Source organism: Rhodococcus sp. BP-261, assembly GCF_019835205.1.
Taxonomy (GTDB): domain Bacteria; phylum Actinomycetota; class Actinomycetes; order Mycobacteriales; family Mycobacteriaceae; genus Rhodococcoides; species Rhodococcoides kyotonensis_B.
This window is the reverse complement of the sequence record NZ_JABUCO010000001.1, coordinates 209,474-224,615: the sequence shown is the minus strand read 5'-3', so window position 1 is coordinate 224,615 and position 15,142 is coordinate 209,474. Positions and strand designations below refer to the sequence as shown.

Genomic DNA, 15,142 nt, shown 5'->3' with positions numbered 1-15,142 from the left:
ATCCCTGCGGTGAGGTGAATCTGTGTCACGCCAGAGTCGAGGTGTTCGCTGATGGTGCGTCCACCCACGTCGCGTTCGGTCGTCCCGGGAGCCGGGCGTCTCGGATTGGTGGAGTCCAGTGCCCCTGCGGATCTGACCAGGCTCGGCTGGGTCGACGAGGGCAGCCTGGAACTGTTGTGGTCGCTCTCGCGGGCCGCGAATGCCGATCTGGCTCTTCGCACGGTCGTTCGCCTGTCCGACTCGCTCGGTGACGGGTTCGCCGAGGTCGATGCTGCGTTGCGCGCGGACAAGGGCTTTCGAGGACGCCTGTTCGGGCTGACGGGCGCCTCGAGCGCCCTCGCGGACCACTTGGTGTCCGACCCCGCTGCGTGGCGTCTGCTGCTCACCCCCGAAGGATCCTCGTCCGGCCGGAATGCGGGTGTCGCGCTCCCGAGCAAGGAACAGCTGACGACGCAACTGCTCGACGCCGTCGAGGCCGTTCCGGAGACGGGCGACAACGCCGCGCCCGACCTGTACCGCGCGGGCATCGTCGGACCCGACGCCGTTCTCGCGCTGCGTAAGACGTACCGCGATCAGGTGATGGTGCTGGCCGCCGCCGACCTGGCGGCGACCGTCGAGAACGAGCCGGTACTGCCGTACCAATTGGTGGGAACGCAGCTCTCCGACATGGCCGACGCGGCCCTGACCGCCGCGCTCGCCGTGGCCGTCGCGACCGTGTGTCCCGATTCGCCGTGCCCGACCCGCCTCGCCGTCGTCGCGATGGGCAAATGCGGTGCGCGCGAACTGAATTACGTGTCCGACGTCGACGTCGTGTTCGTCGCCGAGCCCGCCGACGCCGTCGCGAGTCGCATCGCGGGCGAGATGATGCGGATCGGCTCGTCGGCGTTCTTCGAGGTCGACGCGGCCTTGCGTCCCGAGGGCAAGCGCGGCGAACTCGTCCGCACACTCGACTCGCACATTGCGTACTACAAGCGCTGGGCCAAGACCTGGGAGTTCCAGGCACTGCTCAAAGCGCGTCCGATGACGGGCGATCTGGAACTCGGCCACGCATACGTCGCCGCGCTGAATCCGATGGTGTGGCTGGCGTCGCAGCGCGAGGACTTCGTCCCCGAGGTCCGTGCGATGCGCAGACGCGTCGAGGAAATGGTGCCGCCCGAACTCCGTGAACGGGAGATCAAGCTGGGCCGCGGCAGCCTGCGCGACGTCGAATTCGCCGTTCAGCTCCTGCAACTCGTGCACGGGCGCACCGACGAATCGCTTCGCGTCCTCGGCACGACCGACGCGTTGGCGGCGCTCACCGACGGCGGCTACGTCGGACGTGACGACGCGGCGAATCTGACGGCGTCGTACGAATTCCTGCGTCTGATCGAGCACCGGCTCCAGTTGCAGCGTATGAAGCGCACGCATACTCTGCCGCCGCCGGACGACGAGGAAGCTCTGCGCTGGCTCGCGCGGGCCGCGCACATGCGTCCCGACGGCAGCCGCGACGCGCTCGGTGTGCTGAACGCGGAGATCAAGCGCAACGCGCAGCGCATCAGGCGCCTGCACGCGAAACTGTTCTACCGGCCCCTCCTCGACTCGGTGGTGCGGTTCGACGACGACACCGTCCGGCTCACCCCTGACGCCGCGATCCGGCAGCTCGCGGCGCTGGGGTACGCGGCGCCGGAGAACGCACTCGGCCACCTGCGTGCATTGGTGAGCACCGGTGCACGACGCGGTCAGATCCAGGCCGTCCTGCTGCCGACGCTGCTCGAATGGCTCGCGGACACACCGGATCCCGACGCCGGTCTGCTGAACTATCGACGGCTCTGCGAAGCCACGACCGAACACACCTGGTTCCTGCGCATGCTGCGCGACGAGGGTGCGGTCGCGCAGCGGCTGATGATCGTGCTCGGATCGTCGGCGTACGTGCCGGACCTGCTGATCAAGGCGCCCGAGGTCGTTCGCCTCTTCGCCGACGGGCCGAACGGGCCGAAGCTGCTCGACGCGGAGCCGGAGGAGACGTATCGCGCGATCCTGTCGTCGTCCGGTCGATACGAGGACCCGGCGCGGGCGATCAACGCGGCCCGCGCGCTCCGACGTCACGAACTCGCACGCGTCGCGTCGGCGGACATCCTGGGGATGCTGGACGTACCGCAGGTCTGCCGTGCGCTGTCGTCGGTGTGGGCTGCCGTCATCAACGCCGCGCTGGCGGCGGCGATCCGAGCCAGCGAAGCCGAACGCGGCGAGCCTGCGCCCGCTCGTCTCGCCGTCATCGGTATGGGACGGCTCGGCGGGGGTGAACTCGGATACGGCAGCGACGCCGACGTGCTCTTCGTCTGCGACCCCGTCGAGGGCGTCGAGGACAGCGTTGCGGTCAAGTGGGCCAACGGGATTGCCGATCGGATTCGCAAGCTCCTCGGTGCGCCGAGCACCGATCCGCCGCTCGAGGTCGACACCGGTCTGCGCCCCGAAGGTCGGAACGGACCCGTCGTGCGCACGCTCACCTCGTACGAGGCCTACTACGCGCAGTGGGCACAGGCCTGGGAGGTCCAGGCATTGCTGCGCGCTCACCAGGTCGCCGGCGATCAGGATCTCGGCATCAAGTTCCTGCTGATGGTCGACAAGATTCGCTACCCCGAGGGCGGCGTCTCCAACGAGGCGGTGCGCGAGATCAGACGCATCAAGGCGCGCGTCGACTCCGAGCGGCTGCCGAAGGGTGCCGACCCGGCCACGCACACCAAGCTCGGCCGCGGCGGACTCGCCGACATCGAGTGGACGGTGCAGTTGATCCAGCTTCGCCACGCGCACAACGTTCCCGCACTGCACAACACGTCGACCCTGCAGAGTCTCGACGCCATCGGCGCCGCGGAACTGCTCAGCGAGAACGACGTCGAATTGCTGCGCGAGGCATGGATTCTCGCGACGAAGGCGCGCAACGCGCTCGTTCTCGTCCGAGGCAAGCCGACCGATCAACTGCCGGCCCCCGGCCACGTCCTGTCCGCGGTCGCCAAGGTCGCCGGGTGGCCGAACGGCGACGCGGGAGAGTTCCTCGACAACTACCTGCGCGTGACGCGTCGGGCGAAGGCCGTCGTGGAGAGGGCATTCGGCGGCTGATCTTCGCCCGATCGCATCAGCCGGTCGTGACGAAGCCCTCCGACACGAGCCAGTCCCGGGCGACGTCGGCGGGCTCCAACCCTTCGACGTCGACCTGTCGGTTGAGTTCGGTCATGACCTGATCGGTGAGCTTCTCGGAGATCGGCGCCATGACGTCGAGCACCTCGGGGTACGCGTCGGCGAACGACTTCTTCATCACCAGCGACGGGTTGTACTTCGGGAAGAACGACCGATCGTCTTCCAGCAGAACGAGATCCAGGGCGATGATGCGTCCGTCCGTGGTGAAGACCTCGCCGAACTTGCACTGGTTGCCGTCGGCTGTCGCCTGGTAGATGATGCCCGTCTGCAAGATCTGACGCGGCGCGGCGTCGGGGTTGAACTCGTACTTGGCTGCCATTCCCGGGTAGCCGTCCTGGCGTACGTTGAATTCGGTTTCGACGCACGTGGTCGCCGCAGCAGGATCGGTGCTGACGAGTCGCGCGTAGTCGGACAGGGTGCGGACGCCCGTCTGCTCGGCGGTCTGCCTGTTCATCGCGATCGCGTAGGTGTTGTTCATCGGTGCCGGATCGGCCCAGACCATGTCGTTCGCGGCGAGGTCGGCGTCTCGCGTGGCCTCGTACTGTTGCTGCGAGTCGGGGAGCGGAGTCTCGTTGCCCAGATAGTTGATCCACCCCGTGCCGGTGTACTCGTACGTCAGGTCGATCTGCCCGTCGAGTTGTGCGTCGCGGGTGCTGTTGGATCCCTGGATGTTCGTCAGGTCCCGCACGTCGGCACCGGCGGCCGTCAACGCGAACTCGATGATGTAGCCGAGCGTGATCTGCTCGGTGAAATCCTTCGACCCCACGGTGATCTTGACCCCGTCGAGTTCCGGAATGGGTTCGATACTGCCCGGTCCGACCGGGAGCGGCACGGCACCGCCCGATTCGAGACCGCAGCCGGCCACCAGCAGCCCCGACGCTGCGACGGCCAGAATCGATTTGACCATCGATTTCATCGCAGTCCCTTCGGTCCGAGGAACTGTTCCGCGAGCGCGCCGAGCCAGTCGATGAACAGTGCGAGCGACACCGCGAGCACGGCGCCGACGACGAGAGTGACGTTGTCACGCAACTTGTATCCGGTGTCGATGAGGATTCCGAGCCCGCCTGCGCTGACCAGGAAGCACAGCGTCGCCGTGCCTACTGCCAACACGAGCGACGTGCGCAGACCCGCCAGGATGTACGGAACGGCCAACGGGAACTCGACCTTGCGCAGAACTGTCATCGCCGACATTCCTTGTCCGCGACCGGCGTCGATCAGCGTCCGGTCGACTTCCTGATAGCCGAGGATGGTGTTCCGTAGCACCGGCAGCAGCGAGTAGAAAGCGATGGGCAGCACGCCTATCCAGAACCCGGTCTGGCGGGTGGCCAGATAGAACAGCACCAACAGGCCGATCGCGGGCGCAGCGGCCCCGATGTTCGCGATGCCCACGAAAAACGGTGCGAGACGGGTGTATCCGGGTCGCGTGAGCAGCGTGCCAAGCGGAACCGCAACGAGGACGACGATGATCACGACGGCAGCGGTGATCAGAATGTGCTGCCACGTGAGCGTCACGATGTTCGAAATGCTGATACTGCCTTGCTGGGTTGCGGTCAGATCGCGGCTGAAGGCCCAGATCAACACGCCCGCAACCAGAATCACCACGAGTACCGGCTGGACCAGCAATCGCATCCGCTCGGCGCGGCGCGCCGCACCTCGCTCGGATGCTCCCTCGTCCGGCGGTGCCTCCATCTCCGGCGCCTCCGGCGTTCTCGACGCCTCCGATGTGGTCATGCAGGCGCTCCCGCCGCGGCCACGTCGTCGTTGTCGTCGTGATCGTGCTCGTGTTCTTCTCGCATCTTCTGCAGGTGTCCGACGAGCGTGTCGATCGAGATGAGTCCGACGTACTCGCCGCGGTGCCCGGTGACGACCGTCGACGCCGTGCTTTCCGCGAGCAGAGCTTCGAGCGCATCCTGCAGTGTCGACTGGACCGACACCAACTCACCGATCGGAGTGCCGACGCCGCGCAGCGACGACGCCGTCTGTAGGTGGGCGGGGGAGGCCCACCGAAGCGGCCTGCTTCGGTCGTCGAGGATCAGACCCCACTGCCACTTGCGTGAGCTGATCTTCCGTCGGAACTCGTCGACCGGGTCGCTTTCCTTGGCGGTCGGGCACTGCAGCAGCCGGACGTCTCGAATCCGCGTGAGCGTCAACTGCTTCAGCGACGCGTCGGCCCCGACGAAGCCGGCGACGGTGTCGTTCGCCGGGTTCGCGAGAATCGCTTCCGGGGTGTCGTACTGCAGAATCGTGGACTGGTTGCCGAGAACCGCGATGCGGTCACCGAGCTTCACGGCCTCGTTGAAGTCGTGCGTCACGAACACGATCGTCTTGCCCAGCTCGGACTGCAGACGCATCAGCTCGTCCTGCAGCAGGCCACGGGTGATCGGATCGACGGCGCCGAACGGCTCGTCCATCAGCAGCACCGACGGATCGGCGGCGAGAGCACGTGCGACACCCACACGCTGCTGCTGACCGCCGGACAACTGACGTGGATAGCGGTCGCGATACGTGTCCGGATCGAGGCCGACGAGGTCGAGCATCTCGTCGATACGTGCCGCGATGCGCTTCTTGTCCCACCCGATGAGGCCGGGCACGGTACCGACGTTCTTCGAGATGGTCATGTGCGGGAACAGCCCTGCCTGCTGGATAGAGTAACCGATCCCGCGTCGCAGCTCGTCCGGGTCGATCGACAGAGCGTCCTTGCCGTCGATCGTGATCTTGCCGGACGTCGGCTCGATGAGTCGGTTGATCATCCGCATCGTGGTCGTCTTGCCACACCCGGACGGACCGACGAACACCACGATTTCGCCGGCGGGAACCGTCATCGAGACGTTGTCGACGGCCGCGGCCTTCTGGCCTGGATACCGCTTGGTGACGGAGTCGAGCACGATGTCCACTCCGGAGACGTGCTGCCTGGTTGTTTCAGTCACGGAGACCCCTCGATGTTGTGAGACGGCCGACGAGCACGAGAATGCCGTCGACGACGAGCGCGAGAACGACGATCAACACGGTCCCGGCGAGAGCTTGTGGGACGGCGTTGGGGCTGCCGACGCGAGACAGACCCGAGAAGATGAGGTTGCCGAGACCGGGACCCTTCGCGTACGCCGCGATTGCGAGAATGCCGAAGATCATCTGCGTACTGACGCGCATTCCGGCGAGAATCGACGGCCACGCCAGCGGCATCTCGATGCGGGTCAGGATTTTCGTGCGGTTCAACCCCACTCCCTTGGCTGCGTCGGTGACCGCGGGATCGACCGACGCGAGACCGATGATCGTGTTGCGGATGATCGGCAGCAGCGCGTACAGGACGAGGGCGGTGATCGTCGGAGCCACACCGAGTCCGAGAATCGGAATCAGCAGTCCGAGAAGCGCGAACGACGGGATCGTCAGAATCGTGCTCGCGAGCGCGGTGGCGATGGCCGACCCGGCGGGGGAGCGATAGACCAGAATTCCGACGACGACCGCGACGATGGTCGCTATGACGATGGACTGCACGACAGCGGACACGTGCAGATAGGAATCGGTGAGCAACTGTTGTCGTCTGTCCGAGACGAAGGTCCAGAGAGCGTCCATCCGAGGTTATCCACCCTCTTCGCGAGTATGCGGTCTCGTTCGGCGGTTCCGAACGAGCGGCACGTACGAGAGTGGCTTACTTTGCACGCGGTTAAACCCGTTTTCGCCAAGTCGTTACCCAAGTGCACGAAAAAACCACCCGCACCGCCGAAATTCGGCGATGCGGGTGGCAGGGTGACGCGGTGACGGCGCGTGATTACACGTCGTAGTACAGCTGGAACTCGTAGGGGTGCGGGCGCAGGTTGACCGGAGCGATCTCCTGTTCGCGCTTGAGCGAGATCCAGGTCTCGATCAGGTCGGTCGTGAAGACGCCACCCTCGGTGAGGTACTCGTGGTCGGCTTCCAGGCGGTCGATGACGGCGGACAGCGACGTCGGCGCCTGAGGAATGTTCTTGGCCTCCTCGGGCGGGAGCTCGTAGAGGTCCTTGTCGACGGGAGCCAGCGGCTCGATCTTGTTCTTGATTCCGTCCAGGCCTGCCATCATCTGAGCGGCGAAGTTCAGGTACGGGTTGCCCGAGCTGTCCGGTGCGCGGAACTCGAGGCGCTTGGCCTTCGGGTTGTTGCCCGTGATCGGGATACGCACGGCAGCGGAACGGTTGCGCTGGCTGTAGACGAGGTTGATGGGAGCCTCGTAGCCCGGCACCAGGCGGTGGTAGGAGTTGATCGTCGGGTTGGTGAACGCCAACAGCGACGGAGCGTGGTGCAGGATGCCGCCGATGTAGTGGCGGGCGAGATCCGACAGTCCGGCATATCCGGCCTCGTCGTGGAACAGCGGCTTGCCGTCCTTCCACAGCGACTGGTGGACGTGCATGCCCGAACCGTTGTCACCGAAGAGCGGCTTCGGCATGAAGGTGGCCGACTTGCCGTACTTCCATGCGGTGTTCTTGACGATGTACTTGAACAGCTGCAGGTCGTCCGCGGCAGCGAGCAGGGTGTTGAACTTGTAGTTGATCTCGGCCTGTCCGCCGGTGCCGACCTCGTGGTGTCCACGCTCGAGCTCGAAGCCTGCGTTCTGCAGGTTCGTGGAGATCTCGTCGCGCAGGTCCACGTAGTGGTCGTACGGCGCGACCGGGAAGTATCCACCCTTCGGGCGAACCTTGTAGCCCAGGTTGGGGCTGCCGTCTGCGTTGACCTCGACACCGGTGTTCCAGGAGCCGGAGATCGAGTCGACCTCGTAGAACGCGCCGTTCATGGCGGAGTCGTAGCGCACCGAGTCGAAGATGTAGAACTCGGCCTCGGCGCCGAAGAACGCGGTGTCGGCGATGCCGGTGGAGACCAGGTACTCCTCGGCCTTGCGCGCGACGTTGCGGGGGTCGCGGCTGTACGACTCACGCGTGAACGGGTCGTGCACGAAGAAGTCGATGTTCAGCGTCTTCGCGGCGCGGAAGGGGTCGACCTGAGCCGTCCGGACGTCGGGGAGGAGCATCATGTCCGACTCGTGGATGGACTGGAAGCCCCGCACGGACGAACCGTCGAACGCCAGACCGTCTTCGAAGACATCCTTGTTGAACGCCGACGCCGGGATGGAGAAGTGCTGCTGGGTGCCGGGAAGATCCGTGAAACGGATGTCCACGTACTCGACGTTTTCGTCGGCGATGAACTTGATGACCTCTTCGGCCGTGGTGAACGCCACCTGTTACTCCTTTGTCGTTTCCGTCGAGCAGCACGTTATGGACTTCGTGTTGCCCGCCAGTCAAGGCTGTGTTTCGCCCGTGTTACACGTCGCGTTCTGTGAGTCACGCTTCGCGGAAGCGTCGAAAGCGGTCTCCGTGATCGGTGGGAGGGCGACGCTTCGCTTCACACCCTACGGTGACGCATTCTTCCGGCGTCGAGGTCGAAGCCTATCCTGGTAGCCATGGCACGCATGACAGGCTCCTGGTTGTCCGGTCCGAACGCGGCGATGGACGACGACGGCACCGAACAGAAGTTCCCCGGTGAACGGCTCGGACTACCGTCCGACGGTCCAGGGGCGGTGGCAGGGCTGGGTCGACGCATTCTCGCGCTGCTCGTCGACTGGCTCATGGCGATGGGAATCGGTGCGCTCGTGCTGAGTCTCACGGGCTGGCAGCAGTCGCTGTCCACCGTCACGTTGCTGGTGTGGTTCGTGGTCGGCGTGTCGGCCGTGGCCGTCTTCTCGTTCACGCCGGGGCAGTTGATCGTGGGAATTCAAGTGGCCCGTGTCGACGCTCGCGCACGGGTCGGATTCGTCCGCGCGTTGGTACGTACGTTCTTCATCGTCTTCGTCTTCCCGGCCGTGATCTCGGATCACGACGGACGCGGAATGCACGACCGGGCGACGGGCACCGCAATGCTGCGTGTGCGTTGATTCTGCTCGAGCTGGGATTTTCTCGGATCAGCGACGCTTGATGGTGCGCTGAACGCCCTTCATCTTCGCGCCTCCGGGGACGGGGCCCTTCGGCATCGCAGGCCCGCCCTTGGTGCCGAGTGCGGCGAGACGTGACTCGATGGTGTCCATGCGCTTGCTGTCGATGTTGTTGGGCAGCTTGGTGAGGTACTTCTGCAGGCCCGAGAGCGGAATCTGGTTCTCGCCGTTGCCGACCACGATGTCGTAGATCGGGGTGTCGCCGACGAGGCGTGCCGTCTTCTTCTTCTCCTGTGCCAGAAGCGACTTGACCCGCTGCGGGGCGCCCTCCGCCACGAGGATCACGCCGGGCTTGCCGATGACGCGGTGGACGGCGTCGAGCTGCGTCGTGCCTGCGATCGCGTTGGTGACGCGCCAGGACCCGCGGAGGTTGTCGAGAGCCCACGCGGCCGCTCCGGCCTGACCGTCGGCCTTCGTGTACACCGACTTCTGGACGCGACGTCCGAAGATGATGAATGCGACCAGTACACCGATCAGAAGTCCGAACGGCAGCAGGAACCATTCGATTCCGAAGATCAGACCGATCAGGAACGCGACCACGGCGATGCCGACGATCGCTCCGATCATCAGCGGGAGAAGGAGTTTGTCTTCCTTCCGCTGCATCTGGAACGCCTGCCAGAGCTGACCGCGTCGTTCCTTCGATGCCTGCTTGCGTGCAGCCTTCGCTGCCGCTTTTGCTTCCTTGCTGGGCTTACCTGCTTTGCCCGCTTTACTGCCGTTCGCCATGCTTCACAGGATACGTCCCGCCGCGGCGACCACTGTCACCGCGGCGGTAAGAGATTCAGTGTGCGGCGAGACGCGCCATCAACGAACTGGCTTCCTGCGACGCGTCGCCGCCCTCGGCGAGGTGGCTCATGCTCTCCGGCAGTTCGCGGCCGTGGTGGGCCATCGCCTGCGCGTAGAGACGTCCGGCGCGGTACGACGAGCGGACCAACGGCCCTGCCATGACGCCGGCGAAGCCGATCTCGGTGGCGTATTCGGAGTGCTCGACGAACTCCTCGGGCTTGACCCAGCGCTCGACGGGGTGGTGCCGCGGCGAGGGACGCAGGTACTGCGTGATCGTCAGGATGTCGCAGCCGGCCTCGTGCAGATCGCGGATCGCTTCCTGCACTTCTTCCGGCGTCTCGCCCATGCCGAGGATCAGGTTGGATTTGGTGACCAGGCCGTCGTCGCGGGCAGCGGTGATGACGTCCATCGACCGCTGGTAGCGGAACGCGGGGCGGATGCGCTTGAAGATGCGGGGGACCGTCTCGACGTTGTGCGCGAGCACCTCCGGCCGCGAGGAGAAGACCTCGGCGAGTTGGTCGGGCTTGGCGTTGAAGTCGGGGATCAGAAGCTCGACACCGGTGTTGGGGTTGAGTTTCTTGATGTAGCGCACGGTTTCGGCGTACAGCCAGGCGCCGCCGTCTTCCAGGTCGTCGCGGGCTACGCCGGTGATGGTGGAGTAGCGCAGGTCCATGGCCTGGACGCTCTCGGCGACACGGCGCGGCTCGTCGCGATCGAGGGCTTCGGGCTTGCCCGTGTCGATCTGGCAGAAGTCGCAGCGGCGGGTGCACTGCTCGCCGCCGATGAGGAACGTCGCCTCGCGGTCTTCCCAGCATTCGTAGATGTTGGGGCAGCCGGCTTCTTCGCAGACGGTGTGCAGACCCTCTCGCTTGACCAGACCCTTGAGCTCGGAATACTCCGGTCCCATCTTGGCTCGGGTCTTGATCCAGTTGGGTTTGCGTTCGATCGGGGTCTCCGCGTTTCGGATCTCGAGGCGGAGCAGTTTGCGTCCTTCTGGAACCACAGTCACGGAATCGATGCTACGCGCCGAACTTCACCGTGGTGAATTGCGGGTTACCGGACGGCGAGGCCGGTTCCGGCTGGAGGACGGGGTGGTCGGAGACCGCGAGCTCTCCGTCCAGAGCGGCGAGTACGGCGGCGGTGACGGCAGGTGTCACATCCGCGATGCTCACGTCCCGCCCGAGTTCGCTCGACAGCGACGTCACGCCTGCGTCGGCGATGCCGCACGGCACGATGGCGTCGAAGCCGGTCATCGTCGAATTGCAGTTCAACGAGAATCCGTGCAGCGTGACGCCGCGTTGCACGCGCACGCCGATCGCGGCGATCTTGCGTTCGGGGAGCCACACGCCGTCTCGCTGGGTCGAGGCGAGCCACACACCGGAGCGGCCGTCGACCCGGCCGCACGCGATACCCAGATCGGTGCAGACGGTGATGAGCGCTTCTTCGATCCGGCGCACGTAGTCGACGACGTCGATCGGCTGTGCGAGCTTGACGATCGGGTAGCCGACGAGTTGTCCTGGGCCGTGCCAGGTGATCTTGCCGCCGCGGTCGACCTCGATGACCGGAGTGCCGTCCTGCGGACGGTCCTCGGGCGACGTGCGTCGGCCCGCGGTGTACACGGACGGGTGTTCCAGCAGCAGTAGGGTGTCGCGGCCGTTGCCCTCGGCGCGCATGTCGGCGAGGGCGCGCTGACGATCCCATGCCTCGAGGTAGTCCGTGTGTCCGATCTCCTGGACGTCGATCGAATCGGAACTTTCCCTCGCGGATCGTGTGCTCATACCGGCGAGATTACGCTCCCGTCATCGACCGACCGCGGCCCGCAGTGCTTCGCCGACGGTGTTGTGCCTGAACTCGAATCCGGTGTTCTCGAGAACCGACGGGATGGCCCGTGGCCCGGTGAGGATCGCCTCCTGGGCGAACTCGCCGATCCCGGCGCGCAGCACGAAGCCGGGAACGACCCAGGGAGCGGGCCGATGAACGGCTCGCGCCATCGCGCTGTTGAACTGCGCGTTGGTGACAGGCGCCGGGCCGACCATGTTGACCGGGCCGGACACGGCGTCGTTCTCGAGTCCGTGCACGATCGCGGCGATCTCGTCGTCGAGCGAGATCCACGGGAAGTACTGACGGCCGCTGCCGAGGCGGCCACCGAGCGCGAGCAGGTAGAGGGGACGAAGGCGATCCAGCATGCCGCCTCGCTGCGACAGCACGACGCCGCTGCGCAGCATGATGGTGCGCACTCCGGCCGAGGAGGCAGCCGCCGTCGCGTTCTCCCAGTCTCGGCAGACCTCGGCGAGGAATCCGGAACCGGCAGGAGCGGACTCGTCGACCACACGGTCACCCGTGTCACCGTAGAAGTTGATCCCGCTCGCGTTGACGAACGTCGGAATCGAGTGAGAGGCACAGGCTTCGGCGAGAACCTCGGTGGGAGTGATCCTGCTGTCCCTGATCGCCTGCTTGTACGAGCCGGACCAGCGCTTGTCGCCGATGCCGACACCGCAGAAATCGACCACGGCATCCGCGTCGCGCAGTGCGCGGTCGTCGAGCGTGCCACGAGTGGGGTCCCACTGATATTCGTCGGGACCGGCAGGGGGTCGGCGGACCAGCCGGACGACCTCGTGGCCCTGTCCGCGCAACGACGCGACAAGGGCGGTACCGATCAGACCTGAAGAACCAGCAATGACTACACGCATGAATTCGATTGCCTCCTCGACGATGTCGGGGCACCACCCGCATGTGCGAATGATGCCCCGACTGTGTGTCTTTCCCCGTTGTCCCGAGGATGGCCGAGCGTATCCGTTACGTCAGCGTACAGATACTCACGGCAGCCGTCGTGTTACTGGATACCCAGATCGGCCTCGAACGAAGCGTCCTCGAGACGCTGCTTGATCGTGGTCAGGAAGCGGCCTGCGTCGGCACCGTCGACGAGACGGTGGTCGTACGTCAGCGGCAGGTAGACCATCGAGCGAACACCGATGGACTCGTTGCCCGCGTCGTCCTTCACCACGACCGGGCGCTTGACGATGGCGCCGGTTCCGAGCATGGCCGCCTGCGGCGGGACCAGGATCGGGGTGTCGAACAGGGCGCCCTGGCTACCGATGTTGGTGATGGTGAACGTGCCACCGGACAACTCGTCGGGCTTGAGGCCACCCGAGCGGGCGCGCGAGGCGATGTCGGCGATCGCGCGAGCGAGTCCGGCCAGCGACAGGTCGCCGGCGTTGTGGATGACAGGAGACAGCAGACCCTGATCGGTGTCCACGGCGATTCCGAGGTGGACCTCGGCGTGGTACGTGATCTCCTTCTTGTCCTCGTCGATGCTGGCGTTGACGTTCGGGTGCGCCTTGAGCGCCTCGACGACGGCCTTCGCGAAGAACGGAAGGTACGTCAGGTTGACGCCCTCGTTGTCCTTGAACGTCGCCTTGGCACGCGTGCGCAGCGAAGCGATCTTCGTGACGTCGACTTCGTGCGTCTGCGTCAGCTGAGCGGACGTCTGCAGCGATTCGCGCGTCTTCTTCGCCGTGATCTGGCGAATACGGTTGATCTTCTGCGTGGTTCCGCGCAGGTGAGCCAGTTCCGGACGGACGCCCGCGGTAGCGGGAGCGGCGGCAGGAGCCGATGCGGCGGGAGCGGACGGTGCGGCAGCAGCCGGGGCTGCAGGTGCCTTCTTGGCCTCGGCGGCAGCGAGAACGTCCTGCTTGCGGATGCGGCCACCGACGCCGGTGCCCGTGACGGTGTTCAGATCGACATCGTTGTCGGCCGCGAGCTTGCGGACCAGCGGGGTGACGTACGGGGTCGCGCCCGATTCCTGCTTGGGAGCTTCCTGCTTCGGAGCGGCCTTGGGCGCTTCCTGCTTGGGTGCTTCCTGCTTGGGGGCCTCCGCCTTGGGAGCTTCTGCCTTGGGTGCTTCCTTGGCCGGCTCGGGTGCGGGAGCGGGCTTCTCTGGCTCCGGCGTCTTCTCGGGCTCCGGTGCCTTCTCGGCGGGAGCGCCCGATCCGATCACGGCCAGCTGCTCGCCGATGGCGACGGTGTCGTCTTCCTGAGCGCTGATCTCGAGCAGCGTTCCGGCGACGGGAGACGGGATCTCGGTGTCGACCTTGTCGGTCGAGACCTCGAGCAGGGGCTCGTCGACGGCAACCTCGTCACCGACTGCCTTGAGCCAGCGGGTGACGGTTCCCTCGGTGACGGACTCGCCGAGCTCGGGCATCTTGACCGGGGTGCCGGATCCGCTCGACTGCGACGAGGAAGACGCGGCCGCGGGAGCCTCTTCCTCGGCCTGGGGCTCGGGCTCGGCGGCGGGCGTCGGCTCCTCGGCCGCGGGCTGCGCAGCCTCGTCGTCCTCTGCCGGTGCTTCCTCGGCGGGTGCGGATTCCTCGCCTGCGTCACCGATCTGGGCGAGCTCGCCACCGATCTCGACGGTGTCGTCTTCCTGAGCCACGATCTTCGTCAGAACGCCAGCAACGGGGGACGGGATTTCGGTATCGACCTTGTCCGTCGATACTTCGAGCAACGGCTCGTCGACCTCGACGGTGTCGCCCTCCTGCTTGAGCCACCTCGTGACAGTTCCCTCGGTGACGCTCTCACCAAGAGCTGGCATCTGGACGGAGAAGGCCATGTCTGTTGACTCCTCGACAGTTGTATGCGGGTATTTCGATCCGACGACTTGTGGTCGCAGACCATTCTGCTGGCGTTGCGAAGGTCGCGGTTGTCACTTGCGATAATTCGCGGCCTCGGAAATCCATCCTTCCATCCTCGAACATTTCATGTTCCCCGAGGGCGGCAGTTGCGCTGGCAAACTGGTGAGTAACACAAGTTGGTGCGGAACGCGACGACGGTTTCGGCGCACACGGAAGGAGTCACCGATGGGGTTGTTCGACCGTTTCAGACGACGTGGTGGCAGAGGTAGAGGCGCCGGAGACGGCTCGACCGCGAGCTATCTGACCGAGTGGGCGACTGCACGAACCGGAGTCGAGGCGTATGTCGAACCGAAGACGACAGTGACTCCCGTCACGGTCGTTCTGGTGGCGAACGACGGGGAGTGGACGCGTCGTGCCGTCGACGAGCGGCACATCCGAAAGTTGGGTCCGGACCTGAAGATCCCGGTCTACGACGTCCGCAAGACGGGCTACCCGCAGCGCATGCGAGACCACGACGCGCGGCAGAAGATTCTCCGCAGGCGGGCGCAGGGGTCGTGAGCAGAAAAGTAGAGCGGGCTCTACATTTCTGCTCACGAGG

Annotated in this window: 13 protein-coding genes; 3 read left to right on the top strand and 10 right to left on the bottom strand. The window is 65.6% G+C overall.

Annotated elements, in window-relative coordinates; translation table 11 throughout:
• Positions 1-51: 51 nt before the first annotated feature.
• Positions 52-3,096 carry a bifunctional [glutamine synthetase] adenylyltransferase/[glutamine synthetase]-adenylyl-L-tyrosine phosphorylase gene (locus HQ354_RS01010; RefSeq protein WP_167678284.1) on the top strand — a complete coding sequence of 1,015 codons (3,045 nt, stop codon included), beginning with the start codon at positions 52-54 and terminating at the stop codon, positions 3,094-3,096.
• Between the two features lie 16 nt (positions 3,097-3,112).
• Here the strand turns inward: HQ354_RS01010 and HQ354_RS01005 are convergent, their stop codons facing one another.
• From HQ354_RS01005 to glnA, 5 genes are all read right to left on the bottom strand, one after another.
• Complete coding sequence (locus HQ354_RS01005; protein ID WP_167678286.1) at positions 3,113-4,090, bottom strand: glycine betaine ABC transporter substrate-binding protein; 978 nt, start codon at positions 4,088-4,090, stop codon at positions 3,113-3,115.
• Positions 4,087-4,863 carry an ABC transporter permease gene (locus HQ354_RS01000; RefSeq protein WP_174551334.1) on the bottom strand — a complete coding sequence of 259 codons (777 nt, stop codon included), beginning with the start codon at positions 4,861-4,863 and terminating at the stop codon, positions 4,087-4,089. Before HQ354_RS01000 ends, HQ354_RS01005 begins: the two co-directional genes overlap by 4 nt.
• A gap of 38 nt (positions 4,864-4,901) precedes the next feature.
• Positions 4,902-6,101, bottom strand: coding sequence for an ABC transporter ATP-binding protein (locus tag HQ354_RS00995; protein ID WP_167678288.1), 1,200 nt, complete (start codon positions 6,099-6,101; stop codon positions 4,902-4,904).
• A complete protein-coding gene (locus HQ354_RS00990) occupies positions 6,094-6,744 on the bottom strand; it encodes an ABC transporter permease (protein WP_114330539.1) in 651 nt (216 codons plus the stop codon). The genes HQ354_RS00995 and HQ354_RS00990 overlap by 8 nt, the downstream gene beginning before the upstream one ends.
• Positions 6,745-6,940: 196 nt before the next feature.
• Positions 6,941-8,377 (bottom strand): type I glutamate--ammonia ligase, encoded by a 1,437-nt coding sequence (gene glnA / locus HQ354_RS00985; protein ID WP_068420578.1) that lies wholly within the window; start codon positions 8,375-8,377, stop codon positions 6,941-6,943.
• A 222-nt stretch (positions 8,378-8,599) separates the two neighbouring features.
• Between glnA and HQ354_RS00980 the strand changes: the two genes are divergently transcribed.
• Entirely contained in the window at positions 8,600-9,070 is a 471-nt protein-coding gene (locus HQ354_RS00980) for an RDD family protein (protein ID WP_068420580.1), read from the top strand.
• Positions 9,071-9,097: 27 nt separating this feature from the next.
• On the opposite strand, the gene HQ354_RS00975 is transcribed toward HQ354_RS00980, so the two are convergent.
• From HQ354_RS00975 to sucB, 5 genes are all read right to left on the bottom strand, one after another.
• Positions 9,098-9,853 carry a DUF4191 domain-containing protein gene (locus tag HQ354_RS00975; protein WP_068420582.1) on the bottom strand — a complete coding sequence of 252 codons (756 nt, stop codon included), beginning with the start codon at positions 9,851-9,853 and terminating at the stop codon, positions 9,098-9,100.
• A gap of 55 nt (positions 9,854-9,908) precedes the next feature.
• Entirely contained in the window at positions 9,909-10,922 is a 1,014-nt protein-coding gene (lipA, locus tag HQ354_RS00970) for a lipoyl synthase (protein WP_222634016.1), read from the bottom strand.
• A gap of 10 nt (positions 10,923-10,932) precedes the next feature.
• Positions 10,933-11,691 carry a lipoyl(octanoyl) transferase LipB gene (gene lipB / locus HQ354_RS00965; protein ID WP_167674992.1) on the bottom strand — a complete coding sequence of 253 codons (759 nt, stop codon included), beginning with the start codon at positions 11,689-11,691 and terminating at the stop codon, positions 10,933-10,935.
• A 21-nt stretch (positions 11,692-11,712) separates the two neighbouring features.
• Positions 11,713-12,603, bottom strand: coding sequence for a TIGR01777 family oxidoreductase (locus HQ354_RS00960; protein WP_167674994.1), 891 nt, complete (start codon positions 12,601-12,603; stop codon positions 11,713-11,715).
• A 143-nt stretch (positions 12,604-12,746) separates the two neighbouring features.
• Complete coding sequence (gene sucB, locus HQ354_RS00955; RefSeq protein WP_222634015.1) at positions 12,747-14,522, bottom strand: 2-oxoglutarate dehydrogenase, E2 component, dihydrolipoamide succinyltransferase; 1,776 nt, start codon at positions 14,520-14,522, stop codon at positions 12,747-12,749.
• A 247-nt stretch (positions 14,523-14,769) separates the two neighbouring features.
• Between sucB and HQ354_RS00950 the strand changes: the two genes are divergently transcribed.
• On the top strand, positions 14,770-15,102 hold the full coding sequence (locus HQ354_RS00950; RefSeq protein WP_167674997.1) for an oxidoreductase: 333 nt from the start codon (positions 14,770-14,772) through the stop codon (positions 15,100-15,102).
• Positions 15,103-15,142: the final 40 nt, after the last annotated feature.